Raw genomic sequence first — 14,111 nt, 5'->3', positions numbered from 1 at the left:
CCCTCTCTTCTTAATTAAATCTTTTTAAACAGTTGCCTTCTTCTACTGAAAATTGTTGGTTGTATTCGTCTACATTCGACAATCTCACTAAAGATGTATAATCTTCAACCAAACGATGTTTAACTTCTTTTGATTCTACAAGTACTGATACCCCTTTTACAGTTGCTTTAAACTCATTCATCAAATTGATAACACCATTGATTGAGCCACCCGCTCTCATAAAGTCGTCAACTATTAATACATTTGAATATTCAGGCAATGTTCGTTTAGATAAAACCATTGTTTCAATTTTTCTTGAAGATCCTGATACATAGTTAATTGAAACCGTTGATCCTTCTGTTACTTTATTATCTTTTCTAATTACCACAACAGGTAAATTGAGCACTTTCGCTACTGCATTAGCTAACGATATCCCTTTAGTTGCAATTGTAACAACCGCATCAAGTTCTTCATCCATGTACATCGTTGCGATAAGTTCCCCAACTTGGTTTAAAAGTTTAGGGTTACCAACAAGATCTGACATAAATAAATAGCCGCCTGGTAATAATCTTTCTCTCTCTTTAAGCAATTCACACAAATCTTCAATTAATTCAATCGCTTCTTTCTTGTACATTTTCGGTCGGTAAGTTACACCGCCGCTAGCACCTGCAGTAGTTTCAATAATCCCTAAACCTTCTGCTTGAAAAGTTTCTTTAATGATTTGTATGTCTTCACTTATAGAAGACTTTGCTTGTCCAAAATGATTCACAAAGTAAGTTAACGGCACTAACTCATTAGGATGTTTCAATAAATACTGTGTCATATAAACGATTCTCTCACTTCGTTTAAACCTCATTTATAAAACTCCATTCTCTATCCGTATTTTTGCCACAATTATACTATAATCGTACGGTTTTAACAAAGCTATCCAAGTAATCTCACAATGAATACATCTTTGCAGCATCCTTTCAGAGCATTATAGACTTGCTTAGCCTGCCTTTCCTTTTGAACAAAGCCATAAACAGTCGGACCGCTTCCGCTCATTAATGCTGCATCCACACCTGTATTTGTCATAGTGTTTTTCAGCTTTTCAACCTCTGGGTATAGTCCCATAGTAACACTCTCAAGGCTATTACCTAACGACTTACATAAACGTTCATAATCACCGTCTATTAAAGCTTGCTGGCATTCTTTCGTTAAAACTTTAGATGTCTCTTCTAAAGTTAAAGCGCCATAAATTTCGGGTGTAGAGACGCCGATGTCTGGCTTGGCTATGATAACCCAAGCTGATGGTGGTTTAGGTAAATGCGTTAATTGCTCTCCTCTACCACGACATAACGCTGTTTTTCCATAGATACAAAAAGAAATATCCGACCCAATTTCCGCTGATAAATCACTCAATGCTTCTAACGAGTCATTGATACCCCAAAGTTTATTCAAACCTCTAAAAGTAGCAGCAGCATCACTAGAGCCACCTGCTAAACCAGCTGAAATAGGAATGCTTTTTTCTAAAGAAATCGTCACACCGTCTTTTATGTTGTATTTGTCCTTCATTAATTTTGCAGCTTTATAAGCTAAATTTCTATGATCACTTGGAACAAAATTATGCTCTACATCGATGACAATTTCACCATCTTCTCTTTTTTCAAAAGACAGTCTATCATTTAGGTCAACGGTTGTCATAATCATTTCCACCTCGTGATAACCATCATCACGTTTGTATAAAGTATCTAGTGTTAAATTAATTTTTGCTGGTGCTGTCTCATAAATCATATACTTGCCCTTTCTAAAACTTATTATTATGATTTTACCATAAATAAATGTTAGAAAGTATGAGCTTTATCCTATTTTTTTGCAACAAAAAAACTCTACGCCATATCACAGTCATATCGCGTAGAGTTTTTTATTGTGAACTTTATGATTATTGAACAATAAATTCTTCTTTATGTTCATTCATAAAAGTTACTTGGACATTCTCAGTTAATACATCAGTGTATGTATAAGATACACGCTCAAAATTATGTTTCTCTTGATCTAATTCGACCACGAAAACTGATGGATACGTTTCCTTAAGCACACCACTGCGCTCAATTAACTTCTTACGTCCTCCATTAGCTTTAAGTACAATACGATTTCCTAATTGACAATCCAATATTTTTTTGATGTCTACTAAAGTCTTCGGCATATTGACCCACCTCGCTATATAGAATATTATACTATGATAGCAAGATTTTGTCAAATAAAATTTAAATTTTATCAATTTGAGAGGCCGTTGTCAATATATTTATACAGATAAATTAGGGTATTTTTTCAAATTGTTACAAAGATGTGCATAATCATGTATTGTTAGCGTTTCCCCGCGCCTTTTAGGGTCTATGTTTGATTCGTTTAACCATTCAATAATTTCATCTTTATGCACTTTGCCATCCTTGATTGTACTAATATAGTTATTTAAAATAGTCTTTCTTCTTTGTGTAAATGCACCTTTTGTTAATTTAAATAACTTTTGTTCATCGTCGACTTCTACAACTGGTTTAGTCCGTTTTGTAAGTTTTATTACAATTGAATCAACGTTCGGTGGCGGCATGAAGACGGTCTTAGGGACTACTAAAACACGTTCAGTTTCAGTATAGTATTGACATGCAATAGATAATGAACCATAACTTTTGCTGCCTACTTTAGCATTTAATCTTTCGCCCACTTCTTTTTGCATCATGACAACGAAGCCATCAATTGGCAAATCATTTTCTAATAAATTCATCAATATAGGCGTAGTAATATAATATGGCAAATTGGCAACTAACATAATCTTGTCACAGTCTTTTAAATGTTGATCAATTTCTTTTTGTACATTGGCTTTTAATATATCTTCATTTACAATCGTTACATTTGAATATGGACTCAACGTATCTTCTAATACAGGTATTAATCTTTGATCAATTTCAAAGGCTAGAACTTTTTTAGCTACTCTTGCTAATTGCTCAGTTAATGAACCCATACCTGGCCCAACTTCAATAACACCTGTATTTTCGTCAATGTCACTCGCTGAAATGATTTTTTGGATGATATTTGTATCAATTAAAAAGTTTTGACCTAGACTTTTTTTGAATTTAAAGCCATATTGGTCTAACAACGCTTTTGTGCGTTTAGGTGTTGCGATATCTTTTTCGTTCATTATGTCACTCCTCTTTATATCCAAGCGCTTCTTTTACATCTTTTTCAGTATAACCGAAAGCATTGAGTTTGTTTAATAATTGTTTACCATTCGAGTGTCCAATATTCAACTTACTACATAGTTTTTCTCTTTTTCTTCTTGCTTCTGGCCCTATAATTAATCCCAAATCAATTAATACAGCTTTATCAATTGTTTCTACATCAGCTTCTAATGGTGAACTTACATTAGTTAACGCTTCTTTCACCGTTTCAACCGACGCATGTTCTACACCTATTTTACCTCTTTTGTTTTTAGCTTTGTCTCTTGGGATAAAAGCATGTTTAACACTTGGAACATATTGCTTAATCGTATTTCGAATTTTATCACCCGGGAAATCAGGGTCAGTAAGTACAATAACACCACGTTTTTCATGTGCTTGCTTAATGACCTCCAAAATCTCTTTAGAAACAGCAGAACCATTTGTCTCTATAGTATCGCAATCGACGGCACGTTTAACATTGACCGTATCATCTCTACCTTCTACTACCACAAATTCATTTATTTTCATAAAGTTTACCTTCTTTAAAGATGCCCCAAAACAACCGTTTTGGGGCATCTTATTTTATAATTTAAATAATCTTTCAGCGTTTTCGGTAGTTGCTTCACAAACTTCTTCATACGTGAGACCACGTAACTCCGCAATTTGTTCGGCAACAAGTTTTACACGAGCAGGCTCATTTCTTTTCCCTCTATATGGGTGAGGTGATAAGAATGGCGCATCTGTTTCTACTAATAATCTATCTAACGGAACATGCTTAGCTACTTCCTTAGGTTGTTTAGCATTTTTAAAAGTCACTGGGCCACCTAACGAAACATAGAAATTCATTTTTAAAATTTCGTCAGCTATTTCATTAGAACCACTAAAGCTATGCATAATACCGCCAACTTCACTAGCGTTTTCTTCTTTCAAAATATCTACACAATCTTGTGTTGCTTCTCTATTATGAATAATGATTGGTAATTGAACTCGTTTAGCTAATGCGATTTGCTTTCTAAACACATCTTTTTGGATATCTTTTGGTGACTTATCCCAATGGTAGTCTAATCCCATTTCACCTATTCCAATAATTTTAGGATGTTTAGATAATGACTCTATCCATTCTAAACGTTCATCTGTACAGTCGATTGCATCGACTGGATGCCAGCCGATAATACCATAAATAAAGTCGTATTGATCGATGAGTTTCATTGTTCTCTCTATTGTTTTTGTATCAAAACCAACGACAAACATTCTATCGATACCTTCAGATAGCGCTCTATCGATTACTTCTTGTAAGTCATCATCGTATTGATCAGCGTTCAAGTGAACATGTGTGTCTATTAGCATTCATATCTTCCTTCCAATTCATTACTTTATAATTGAACCATTTTGAATTGCGTTAGGTAATCCTACTAAAGTAAGCGTGCCATCTTTTTCGGCAGAAAGTATCATACCTTCAGATAATTCACCACGTAATTTAACTGGTTTCAAATTCGTTACAACTGCAACTTTTTTACCAACTATATCTTCAGGTTTATAAAATTCAGCAATACCTGAAACAATTTGTCTTTTCTCGTTACCTAAATCTACTTTGATTTTCAATAATTTATCGGATTTTTTTACATAATCTGCTCCAGTTACTGTTGCAGCTTTAATTTCCACTTTATCGAATTGATCAATCGTTATTTCAGGTTTACCAGGATTTTCTTCTTTTTTATTTTCTTCTTCTGGCTCTTCTTCAGGAGTAGTGCCACCTTGCATTGAATTTTTAATGAAAGCTACTTCTTCTTCAACATCAAGTCTTGGGAAAATAGGTTCTGGTTTGGAGATGACTGTAATTTCTTCATCAATAGCACCATAAGTTTCGATGCTTTCGAACGTATCTAACTTTCCTTTTTCCAAGTTTAATTGGCGGAAAATTTCATAAGGCGCATGTGTTAAGAATGGACGTAATAACACTGCAGCAAACCTAATATTTTCAACTAAATGAATCATTACGTTTTCTAACATTTCACGTTCATTTTCATCTTTAGCTAATACCCAAGGTGTTGTTTCATCGATGTATTTATTTGTACGGCTAATAAGCTTCCAAACTTCTGCCAACGCAACTGAGAATTGCATGTTTTCCATTGCTTCATAGAAATTATTTTTTGTATCAATAGCCATATTTTCCATCTCTTCATCTAGAGGATGTAATTGACCTTTATATTTAGGTAGAACACCGTTAAAGTATTTATTTACCATAGCAATTGTACGATTAACTAGGTTACCTAAATCGTTTGCTAAGTCATAATTTGTACGTTCTACGAATGCCTCAGGCGTAAACACACCATCTGCACCGAATGGTAATTCTCTCATTAAGTAATATCTTGTAGCGTCTAAGCCATATTTATCAATTAATACGTTAGGATCAACAACATTACCTTTAGATTTACTCATTTTACCGTCTTTCATTAAAATCCAACCATGAGCAAATTCACGCTTAGGTAAAGGTATATCTAAAGCCATTAATAAAATCGGCCATATAATAACGTGGAACCTAACAATTTCTTTAGCCATTAAATGAACGTCTGCTGGCCAGTATTTTTTAAACAGCTCATCATCATCAGTTAAATAACCTAAAGCTGAAATATAGTTTACTAACGCATCTATCCATACATAAACAACGTGTTTAGGATTAGAAGGCACTTTAATACCCCAATCAAAAGTCGTTCTTGAGATGGCCAAATCTTCTAAACCAGGTTTGATGAAATTATTAACCATTTCATTTTTACGAGAAATAGGCATAATAAAGTCTGGGTTTTCATCAAAGAATTTTAATAATCTATCCGAATATTTATCTAATTTAAAGAAATAGCTTTCTTCTTTAACTAGCTCGACTTCATGTCCTGAATCAGGGCTTTTACCACCAACAATTTTTCCATCTTCATAAACTGGATCTACTAATTGTGTTTCAGTGTAGTATGTTTCATCTGGTATTGAATACCATCCTTCATATTCACCTAAATAAATATCTCCCTGCGCTAATAATTTTTCAAAGACTTTTTCAACAACCACTTTGTGTCGTTTTTCTGTCGTACGAATAAAATCATCATTTGAAATGTCTAATTTTTTCCATAACGCTTGAATATTTTCGACAATACCATTTAAATATTCAATTTCTGATAATCCAGCTTCTTTAGCCTTCTCTTGTATTTTTTGTCCATGCTCATCTGTACCTGTTAAGTAATGAACATCATATCCTTGTAACCGTTTATATCTAGCTATTACATCACCGGCAACCGTTGTGTAAGCATGACCTATGTGTAAATTCCCGCTCGGATAATAAATCGGTGTCGAAATGTAAAAAGTCTCTTTCGTCATCAGCGTTTCCTCCTAATATCTTATCTATATAATATACCGAAAATTTAGCATTTTTTCAATATTTCCTTATTATGGTAAAGCGCGCAAATGTGGTTTTAATGTCGAATAATTAAGTGTATACAATTTATTATTTTATTGACAATTTCTTCAATACGTATTAGTATACTATTTATATAATTGTCGAATGAATGTCGAATTAGATAATTATGGTTTTATTAAACGGAGGTAAAGAAATGAAATCAACTGGAATCGTTCGTAAAGTAGATGAACTAGGCCGTGTAGTAATTCCTATCGAGTTACGACGCATATTAGACATTGCTGAGAAAGACGCTTTAGAGATTTACACTGATGATGACAGAATTATTCTAAAGAAATATTCACCTAACATGACTTGTCAGGTTACTGGCGATGTTTCTGAAGAAAACTTTGTTTTAGCAGATGGTAAAATCGTATTAAGCGAAGAAGGCGCTCAGCAATTAATGAATGAGATTGAAAAAAAATCTAAATAATTACTTACTATATGTATCAAAGAGTCTGGGACATAATTAATTGTCTCAGGCTCTTATTTTAATTATCTATATGAAATGCTTCATATACATCTCTCTTTTTCATATTTCTATCTAAAGCGACTTGTTTAATAGCATCTTTAGAACGCATATCTTGTTCATTAATGTACGAATCAACATGTTCTTTTAAGTCCATTTCTTTCCACCATTGTTCTGTCTGACTGGATTCATCTATACCTTCTATAAGAATAACAAACTCACCTTTTTGTGGTATAGAATCGTCTTCTAACATATTTTCAATTGTTTCAACCGACCCTGTTTCAACTTGTTCAAACTTTTTAGTCAACTCTCTACCAATTGCTATTTTTCTTTCTGAGTCTATTTCAGATATAGCTTTTAATGTTTGTTTTACACGGTAGGGTGATTCATAAATCATCATTGTCGATTCTCTATGCATCCATTTATCTAATACTTCATGCTTATCTTTAGCCTGCCTTGGTAAAAATCCTAAAAATACAAATTTATATGACGGTAGTCCACTTGTCATTAATGCTGTAATAGCGGCATTTGGTCCAGGAATAGTTTCCACAAGGAATCCCGCTTCTCTAACTTGGTTTACAAGTTCATAACCTGGATCACTGATACAAGGACAACCAGCATCAGAGACTAAAGCAATTTGTTTATCATCTTCCATATAATCAATAATCTGCTCTGAAGCTTTATCTTTATTATGTTCGTGATAAGACTTTAATGGTGTGTGTATTTCATAGTGTTGGCAAAGTTTTGACGTTACACGAGTGTCTTCACAAAAAATATAATCTGACTCTTTTAAAATTCTTACGGCGCGATATGTTATATCTTCTAAATTTCCTATTGGGGTGCCTACTAAATGTAAAGTTGACATGCTATCCCTCCTTTATGAGTAATAACTTTTGTTTTCTACTCAATTGTTTTAAGGCATACTCTCTTTTTAATGCTTCTGATTTATTATCAAACTCTTCATGGTATACAAGTTTAACGGGACGTCTTATTTTTGTGTATTTTGCACCTTTACCATCATTATGCACCTTTAATCTGCGTTCTAAATCAGTAGTGTATCCAGTATATAATGTTTGATCTTTACATTCTAATATATATGTATAATGTTTATCCATAATAGACTTCCTTCATCTCTTCAGAATATTCACCATTTGTATTATAAATATAAAATGGTTGTTCAATTTTCAAACCAGGTTGCCCACCGCTCCGTCCTTCTACCAATATCGTTACTGCTTCTTTTTTAGAAGGACTACTATATACAAGTCTTAATCTCTTTGGTTCTATATTAAAAAGTCTAAAGTGCGTTAAGACATCCATCAGTCTTTCTGCTCTATGAACCATCATTAATTTACCACCTTGCTTGAGTAAATGTTTACTTGCTCTTACAACATCCTCAAGTGTGCAATAAACTTCATGCCTTGCTATTTTATGCGCTTCTTTTTGATGTTTCATTTGTTGATTTTCTTTAAAATAAGGTGGGTTAACCGTGACAACATCGAAGGTCGACGGTGCATATTCAGTTGTTACTTTATTTAAATCTAATTGTTTTATCGAAATTTGGTTTTGTAAATGATTATGCTGAATTGTTCTTTGAGCCATGTCGACCAATGTTTCTTGAATTTCTACTGCTTGAATTTCAGATAGTGATTTATGAGCTAAAAGTAACGGGATAATACCATTACCAGAACATAAATCCATCACTTTATCCTTATTTCTTGTTTGAACGAAATCACCTAACAATAATGCGTCAGTAGAAAAGGAAAACACATCATCATTTTGAATAATTTCAAATTTTTCTCTTAAAAGTTGATCTAATCTTTCACCTTTATGTAACACGAAATCACCTCATTTAAAAAATCAGGCATGCAAGATGCCTGATTACCCTATTCTCTATTAAGTACCTCTAGACAAAACAAGCAATCTTGACCTTGTCTATGTTTACCAAATAATTCTCCTCGACATATATGAAAACCTTCATGATACAACATAGCTAGATTATCTTTACTTTGAAGAGGTCTTACCTTTTTATTTGGTTTTTTATTATGCGTTGTTTCATTGGATTCAACTACCCGTTTCAGACTATCGTTTTCCATCTGAAGTGCAACATTATCTTCAACCAATTCGACTGCTTGGTTCTTCAGTTTATCCATATGCGCATTAATTTGTTTAAGTTCATTTTCTAACATCATAATTGTTTCAAACAACTCGTCCCTATTCACAGTAAAATCCTCCCTTATGAATGGACTTCAAGTAATTCATCAAGTTTATAATCAAAAAGTTGTTCGAAACCTTTCACTTTAACTTGCATCGTGATATCTAGAATATTTAATCCTACGACTTTACCATCTCCCTCAGGTGTTACAACAGTAGTACCCACGTCTGGCAATTCGTTTCTTACATCTTCGTAATAATCATTTTCATATTTTAAACAGCACATCAAACGACCACATGCACCGGAAATTTTTGTTGGATTAAGCGAAAGATTTTGATCTTTAGCCATTTTTATAGATACAGGCTCAAAATCTCCTAAGAATGTCGAGCAACAAAGCGAACGACCACATGGACCAATACCACCTAATAACTTCGCTTCATCCCTCACACCTATTTGTCTAAGCTCAATACGTGTTTTTAATTCATATGCTAATGATTTTACTAAGTTTCTAAAATCAATTCTGTCATCAGCTGTAAAATTAAATATAACCTTACTCTTATCTAGTGTATATTCACAATTTACTAATCTCATGTTCAATTCATGTGTCGCTACCATCTCTTTACACAGTGCCAATGCTTTATCAGCCTCTGCTAAATTTGAATGATATTTTTCGACATCTTCATCTGTAGCGTGACGTATAACTTCTTTCAAAGGTAAAACCACATCATCTTTGCCTACATGACGATTAGTTAATTTAACTTGTCCTAACTCTACTCCACGTTTAGATTCTACAACAACTAAATCATTTTCTTTGAATCTTTCTCCGTTTGGAGAGAAATATTCTTTCTTCCCAGCTTCTTGAAACTGTACGCCTATGATTTCATACATTTAATCACCTCTTCCCTTTTATAACCATCTGTTCAAAAACTAATGTCGCATTAACATTTTGCGCTAATTTACGATTAGCTTCAGTAATGCACTGTATATAATTCGAAATATCGCTTAAAGATAATTGTGTACTAGTGTTTACAATCTGTGCATCCAAATCTGGAAACGCTTTAATTGAATCCAACTCTATTTTAGCATGTAATACATCTTGAAAATAAGCATTTAAACTATTTAAAAATAATTGTTGCAAAGGTCGTGTATTCGCAACTTTTATACAATCAATTAAATATATTAAAGCCATCTGGTGATCTTTAACCATTAAATCTGCTAACTTAGCAACAGATTTTCTCAATTGTGTAAATAATTGTTCTTCAGTTAAAGAAATAGCCTCATCCTTATCCGATGTTACAAAACTCAATGTGTGCGCAATTGCAGCGGAAATATCGGATGCTTGTAAATCTTCTATAAAAGTCTCCTTTGATGCCGGTTTAAAATGGATAAGCTGACATCTCGAATGTATCGTTGGTAAAATTTGATCTTTCTTTGTTGTTAATAACAAGGCGATTGTATTTGGAGGTGGTTCCTCTAAAAATTTAAGTATACTATTTTCACCTTGTACTGTTAGTTTATCAAAAGCTTCAATAATGTAAACTTTATATTTACTTTCTATTGGTTTTTGATTCATTTTTCTAAGCAATTCTTCTATTTGTTGTTTCTTTATAGTTGTTTCTTCAGTTTGTATATACATAAAATCAGGGTGATTCATTGTTTGTACTTTTGTAATACAATTTCCCTCATTGTTACAAAGAATTTGTTCAGCAAAATACATAGCTGTCGTCTTCATTTCAAACATATTATCTCCCTCAAATAAATAAGCGTGAGATAACTGTTCAGCACTCAATAATTGATCAAGCTCTTCTTTTAATTGCATTTTCTACGCTCCTTGCAATAAAAAAGCTGCACTAATGGCAGCTAATCAGTTCTAAAATTGATGAAATTGTTCGATTGGCATAACAAATACTGTTGCGCCACCAACTTCTACTTCAACTGGGTACGGTATATAAGAATCCGCACTGCCTCCCATTGGTGTGATAGGTGAAACAAGTTGTTCACGATTACCACAAGTTCCATCTATGAGTCGTAATAATTCGTCTACTCGCTCATCTTTTACACCGCATAGGAATGTTGTATTACCAGCTCTTAAAAATCCACCTGTTGTAGCAAGCTTTGTAGCTCTAAAATCTTTCTCTATAAGCGCTTCTGATAAATTTTGACTATCTTGATCTTGGACAATCGCTATAACCATTTTCATAACTAAACACCTCTTTATATATTATATCATATTTTAAACTTGATTTAGATGATTTACAATAGCGAAATAAGCGTCTTCTATAACCTTTTCCAATGATTGTGTAGCATCAATAACTTTAATTCTATCTGGGTACTCAGATATCAACTTTTTATACCCATCTGTAACCTTATGATGAAACTCTATTTTTTCTTTATCCAAACGATTTGCATTTCTTTGATTATCTTTAATTCTGTTTAAACCAATTTCTGCAGGTACATCAAAATAAAGCGTTAAATCTGGATAAAGATTTTCAATAGCAAATTCATTAATTGCTTGTACTTCCTTTACCCCAATTTCACGAGCGTAACCCTGATAACTTAATGAACTATCTACGAAACGATCACATAGTACAATGCCACCATCCTCAAGTTGTGGAATGATTTTTTCGACTAAATGTTGCCTTCTTGCTGCTGCGAATAAAAGTGCTTCTGTACGTTCGTCCATATCATCATCACTGTCTAACAGTAATTTGCGAATTGCTTCACTGATTTTTATACCACCTGGTTCTCTAGTTATAATAACATTATATTCTTTATTTAATTTTTCATAAACTTTATGTATAACAGTTGTCTTTCCAGAACCTTCTGGCCCTTCAAATGTAATAAACTGACCCATTTAGTGTTCATCCTTTATCTTTATTTGCTTGTTAATTATACCTTCTACTCTACCACCACTATCTATCCAATGTAAAAGAGAATTAAGGACGTCGCCTTTTATGTATTCACCTTTTAATATTACAGGTATGCCTGGAGGGTAAGGTATAACATCTACTGCAGAGATTTTATTGACTGCATCTACCAAATCTATTGTTATTGCATCTTTAACTTCTATAGGCACATAAATGCCAGAAGTAACAGGTAAATCAAATTTAGCCCGGCCTTTTTCTTGATAATAATAATCCAATTTAAGACTGTTAATCTTATTAATTAATACTTCAAACGGAAAACTATCGCCTTCATGCCATAATGGCAAAACAAGTAATATATATTTTTCATCATTCAATTCAATATAAATGTTTGATTGTTCAAATATTTGTTTCACTTGCTCACCTGTCATTTTTTCATGTGATACTAATAATTTAAGAGGGTCCGCTAGACTTCCCACCTCTAAACCTACTTCTTTTAAAGTCTGAATAAGCACCATTCGTAAACGTTTAAATAGCTCATCATTATAATGTTTATAAAACAGTTCTGCTTTCTCTAAACTTGTCATTATTAAATAAGAAGGGCTAGAAGTTTGTAACATCGTCAAATATTCCTCAATACGTTGTTGTATAGGAAGTTCTTTTCTTATATACATAACAGAACCCATTGTTAGAGCTGGTAACGTTTTATGATAAGACTGCACAACAATATCTGCTTCATACATGATAGAAGACTGAGGAAAGTATGAACTTATACCAAAATGTGCACCATGTGCCTCATCTACTAATGTAGGAACACCATAAGCTTTTAACAATTGTATATGTGATTGAATGTCAAATACTTCTCCATAATAGTTAGGGTACGTAAAAATCGCTAATTTTACATTAGATAAGTCTAAAGTATCTAAGCTTTTTACTCCATCATACTGACCTGTCTCCTCCGAAACTGTCATAGGCATCCATATAGCTTTTTGGTTTGTTAAACTTAATGCATTATATATAGATTTATGCGCGTTTCTAGGTATTAATATATCACCATCTAAATGTTTAACAGCATATATGACTGATAAAATCCCAACCGTTGTCCCATTAACAAGGTATCGCGCATCATGATTTGGATATCTATCCATTTTCATCAAGCTTTCTCGTATAACCTCCTCAGGTTGGTGTAAATCATCTAAACCAGTTATTTCAGTCATATCCATACCTAAATTCATTTCTTTTAAATAACCAATCGTATTATTGTGATGACCTGGCACATGTAATGATATTGAATTTTCATCTTGAATAGATTGTATTTTATCATATAAACTCATTTTAATTACCTCTTATATAACTTTCTTAACTCATTATAGCAATGATTACAATGAGCGTCATTTTAAAGTTAAATCTATTGCGTTATACTACAATTAAAGAGGAGTGAGGAACATGCAAATTAGAAACGCTATCGATTTAGATGTAGACGCATTATATAAAATCACACAAGCAGAAGGCTGGCATACATTTACTAAAGAGCTATTATCAAAATTACTCATGACTTCTAAAATTATCGTTATTGAAGATAATCAAGAACTTGTTGGATATACTCGATTTTTAACAGATGAATTTTTAACATTGTATATTGCTGAGATTATTGTAGCCAAAGAATATAGATCACAAGGATACGGAGAAAGCATGATAAAGCATTTGCAAGAAACTTTCCCAACAGTTCGCATAGAGCTTCTATCTCAGAATAATCAATTTTATAAAAAATTATCATTTCGTAATATAGGTTCGGGGTTTAGATTACCCTGAACCTATATTAAATTAAATCAAAAAAAAGAGACCTAACAGGTCTCGAGTGCGGCTCATCGCATCCATTTTATAATAATTTGCCCGGCAACGTCCTACTCTCGCGGAACGTAAGCCCAACTACCATCGGCGCTAAAGAGCTTAACTTCTGTGTTCGGCATGGGAACAGGTGTGACCTCTTTGCTATCGTCACCAGACAAATAGT

18 protein-coding genes and 1 rRNA gene are annotated in these 14,111 nt (G+C 33.2%); 2 read left to right on the top strand and 17 right to left on the bottom strand.

What is annotated here, in order from left to right; genetic code table 11:
- Nucleotides 1-10: 10 nt before the first annotated feature.
- From purR to metG, 7 genes are all read right to left on the bottom strand, one after another.
- Complete coding sequence (purR, locus tag ACO6VN_RS14730; RefSeq protein ID WP_016999914.1) at nucleotides 11-835, bottom strand: pur operon repressor; 825 nt, start codon at nucleotides 833-835, stop codon at nucleotides 11-13.
- Between the two features lie 68 nt (nucleotides 836-903).
- Nucleotides 904-1,752: a 4-(cytidine 5'-diphospho)-2-C-methyl-D-erythritol kinase gene (gene ispE, locus ACO6VN_RS14725; protein WP_064211595.1), complete on the bottom strand. Its 849-nt coding sequence runs from the start codon at nucleotides 1,750-1,752 to the stop codon at nucleotides 904-906.
- A 148-nt stretch (nucleotides 1,753-1,900) separates the two neighbouring features.
- Nucleotides 1,901-2,164, bottom strand: a complete 264-nt coding sequence (gene veg / locus ACO6VN_RS14720) for a biofilm formation stimulator Veg (RefSeq protein ID WP_016999916.1) — start codon at nucleotides 2,162-2,164, stop codon at nucleotides 1,901-1,903.
- A gap of 99 nt (nucleotides 2,165-2,263) precedes the next feature.
- Nucleotides 2,264-3,157 carry a 16S rRNA (adenine(1518)-N(6)/adenine(1519)-N(6))-dimethyltransferase RsmA gene (gene rsmA, locus ACO6VN_RS14715; RefSeq protein WP_026023669.1) on the bottom strand — a complete coding sequence of 298 codons (894 nt, stop codon included), beginning with the start codon at nucleotides 3,155-3,157 and terminating at the stop codon, nucleotides 2,264-2,266.
- A 1-nt stretch (nucleotide 3,158) separates the two neighbouring features.
- On the bottom strand, nucleotides 3,159-3,701 hold the full coding sequence (rnmV, locus tag ACO6VN_RS14710) for a ribonuclease M5 (RefSeq protein ID WP_016999918.1): 543 nt from the start codon (nucleotides 3,699-3,701) through the stop codon (nucleotides 3,159-3,161).
- Nucleotides 3,702-3,755: 54 nt separating this feature from the next.
- On the bottom strand, nucleotides 3,756-4,520 hold the full coding sequence (locus tag ACO6VN_RS14705; RefSeq protein WP_016999919.1) for a TatD family hydrolase: 765 nt from the start codon (nucleotides 4,518-4,520) through the stop codon (nucleotides 3,756-3,758).
- A gap of 21 nt (nucleotides 4,521-4,541) precedes the next feature.
- Nucleotides 4,542-6,536 (bottom strand): methionine--tRNA ligase, encoded by a 1,995-nt coding sequence (gene metG, locus ACO6VN_RS14700; protein ID WP_016999920.1) that lies wholly within the window; start codon nucleotides 6,534-6,536, stop codon nucleotides 4,542-4,544.
- A gap of 233 nt (nucleotides 6,537-6,769) precedes the next feature.
- Here metG and ACO6VN_RS14695 point away from each other — a divergent pair, with 233 nt between their 5' ends.
- The gene (locus ACO6VN_RS14695) at nucleotides 6,770-7,045 is read left to right on the top strand and encodes an AbrB/MazE/SpoVT family DNA-binding domain-containing protein (RefSeq protein WP_016999921.1); all 276 of its coding nucleotides are present in this window, start codon (nucleotides 6,770-6,772) and stop codon (nucleotides 7,043-7,045) included.
- 58 nt (nucleotides 7,046-7,103) lie between these two features.
- Here ACO6VN_RS14695 and rsmI read toward each other — a convergent pair whose 3' ends face one another.
- Genes rsmI through ACO6VN_RS14650 form a run of 9 tightly spaced genes read right to left on the bottom strand, consistent with a single transcriptional unit; the run spans nucleotide 7,104 to nucleotide 13,431 of the window.
- Nucleotides 7,104-7,946 carry a 16S rRNA (cytidine(1402)-2'-O)-methyltransferase gene (gene rsmI, locus ACO6VN_RS14690; RefSeq protein WP_016999922.1) on the bottom strand — a complete coding sequence of 281 codons (843 nt, stop codon included), beginning with the start codon at nucleotides 7,944-7,946 and terminating at the stop codon, nucleotides 7,104-7,106.
- A gap of 1 nt (nucleotide 7,947) precedes the next feature.
- Nucleotides 7,948-8,196: a GIY-YIG nuclease family protein gene (locus ACO6VN_RS14685; RefSeq protein ID WP_016999923.1), complete on the bottom strand. Its 249-nt coding sequence runs from the start codon at nucleotides 8,194-8,196 to the stop codon at nucleotides 7,948-7,950.
- Nucleotides 8,189-8,917: a tRNA1(Val) (adenine(37)-N6)-methyltransferase gene (locus ACO6VN_RS14680; protein WP_064211592.1), complete on the bottom strand. Its 729-nt coding sequence runs from the start codon at nucleotides 8,915-8,917 to the stop codon at nucleotides 8,189-8,191. The genes ACO6VN_RS14685 and ACO6VN_RS14680 overlap by 8 nt, the downstream gene beginning before the upstream one ends.
- Before the next feature lie 47 nt (nucleotides 8,918-8,964).
- On the bottom strand, nucleotides 8,965-9,300 hold the full coding sequence (gene yabA, locus ACO6VN_RS14675) for a DNA replication initiation control protein YabA (RefSeq protein WP_016999925.1): 336 nt from the start codon (nucleotides 9,298-9,300) through the stop codon (nucleotides 8,965-8,967).
- Between the two features lie 14 nt (nucleotides 9,301-9,314).
- Entirely contained in the window at nucleotides 9,315-10,121 is an 807-nt protein-coding gene (locus tag ACO6VN_RS14670) for a PSP1 domain-containing protein (RefSeq protein WP_016999926.1), read from the bottom strand.
- Between the two features lie 4 nt (nucleotides 10,122-10,125).
- Complete coding sequence (locus ACO6VN_RS14665) at nucleotides 10,126-11,052, bottom strand: hypothetical protein (protein ID WP_016999927.1); 927 nt, start codon at nucleotides 11,050-11,052, stop codon at nucleotides 10,126-10,128.
- Nucleotides 11,053-11,103: 51 nt separating this feature from the next.
- Nucleotides 11,104-11,433, bottom strand: coding sequence for a cyclic-di-AMP receptor (locus ACO6VN_RS14660; protein WP_016999928.1), 330 nt, complete (start codon nucleotides 11,431-11,433; stop codon nucleotides 11,104-11,106).
- 33 nt (nucleotides 11,434-11,466) lie between these two features.
- Nucleotides 11,467-12,087 carry a dTMP kinase gene (tmk, locus tag ACO6VN_RS14655; protein WP_064205214.1) on the bottom strand — a complete coding sequence of 207 codons (621 nt, stop codon included), beginning with the start codon at nucleotides 12,085-12,087 and terminating at the stop codon, nucleotides 11,467-11,469.
- Nucleotides 12,088-13,431, bottom strand: coding sequence for an aminotransferase class I/II-fold pyridoxal phosphate-dependent enzyme (locus ACO6VN_RS14650; RefSeq protein WP_216683862.1), 1,344 nt, complete (start codon nucleotides 13,429-13,431; stop codon nucleotides 12,088-12,090).
- A gap of 112 nt (nucleotides 13,432-13,543) precedes the next feature.
- Here ACO6VN_RS14650 and ACO6VN_RS14645 point away from each other — a divergent pair, with 112 nt between their 5' ends.
- Nucleotides 13,544-13,909: a GNAT family N-acetyltransferase gene (locus tag ACO6VN_RS14645; protein WP_135032593.1), complete on the top strand. Its 366-nt coding sequence runs from the start codon at nucleotides 13,544-13,546 to the stop codon at nucleotides 13,907-13,909.
- A 79-nt stretch (nucleotides 13,910-13,988) separates the two neighbouring features.
- Here ACO6VN_RS14645 and rrf read toward each other — a convergent pair.
- Nucleotides 13,989-14,103 (bottom strand): 5S ribosomal RNA (gene rrf, locus ACO6VN_RS14640).
- Between the last annotated feature and the right edge of the window lie 8 nt (nucleotides 14,104-14,111).

Origin of the sequence: Mammaliicoccus sp. JADD-157, assembly GCF_049310805.1 — a bacterium.
GTDB classification, from domain to species: Bacteria; Bacillota; Bacilli; order Staphylococcales; family Staphylococcaceae; genus Mammaliicoccus; species Mammaliicoccus lentus.
Note: the sequence above shows the minus strand (reverse complement) of the source record. Positions and strands in the feature narration are given on the sequence as shown.

Excerpts from the sequence above, each read along its gene's own strand:
- ACO6VN_RS14645 (WP_135032593.1), top strand. The coding sequence starts at position 13,544 with ATGCAAATTAGAAACGCTATCGATTTAGATGTAGACGCATTATATAAA.
- ACO6VN_RS14695 (WP_016999921.1), top strand. The coding sequence starts at position 6,770 with ATGAAATCAACTGGAATCGTTCGTAAAGTAGATGAACTAGGCCGTGTA.
- ACO6VN_RS14670 (WP_016999926.1), bottom strand. The coding sequence starts at position 10,121 with ATGTATGAAATCATAGGCGTACAGTTTCAAGAAGCTGGGAAGAAAGAA.
- ACO6VN_RS14660 (WP_016999928.1), bottom strand. The coding sequence starts at position 11,433 with ATGAAAATGGTTATAGCGATTGTCCAAGATCAAGATAGTCAAAATTTA.
- ACO6VN_RS14685 (WP_016999923.1), bottom strand. The coding sequence starts at position 8,196 with ATGGATAAACATTATACATATATATTAGAATGTAAAGATCAAACATTA.
- rnmV (WP_016999918.1), bottom strand. The coding sequence starts at position 3,701 with ATGAAAATAAATGAATTTGTGGTAGTAGAAGGTAGAGATGATACGGTC.
- veg (WP_016999916.1), bottom strand. The coding sequence starts at position 2,164 with ATGCCGAAGACTTTAGTAGACATCAAAAAAATATTGGATTGTCAATTA.
- tmk (WP_064205214.1), bottom strand. The coding sequence starts at position 12,087 with ATGGGTCAGTTTATTACATTTGAAGGGCCAGAAGGTTCTGGAAAGACA.
- ACO6VN_RS14705 (WP_016999919.1), bottom strand. The coding sequence starts at position 4,520 with ATGCTAATAGACACACATGTTCACTTGAACGCTGATCAATACGATGAT.
- ACO6VN_RS14665 (WP_016999927.1), bottom strand. The coding sequence starts at position 11,052 with ATGCAATTAAAAGAAGAGCTTGATCAATTATTGAGTGCTGAACAGTTA.
- metG (WP_016999920.1), bottom strand. The coding sequence starts at position 6,536 with ATGACGAAAGAGACTTTTTACATTTCGACACCGATTTATTATCCGAGC.
- rsmI (WP_016999922.1), bottom strand. The coding sequence starts at position 7,946 with ATGTCAACTTTACATTTAGTAGGCACCCCAATAGGAAATTTAGAAGAT.
- ispE (WP_064211595.1), bottom strand. The coding sequence starts at position 1,752 with ATGATTTATGAGACAGCACCAGCAAAAATTAATTTAACACTAGATACT.
- purR (WP_016999914.1), bottom strand. The coding sequence starts at position 835 with ATGAGGTTTAAACGAAGTGAGAGAATCGTTTATATGACACAGTATTTA.
- ACO6VN_RS14650 (WP_216683862.1), bottom strand. The coding sequence starts at position 13,431 with ATGAGTTTATATGATAAAATACAATCTATTCAAGATGAAAATTCAATA.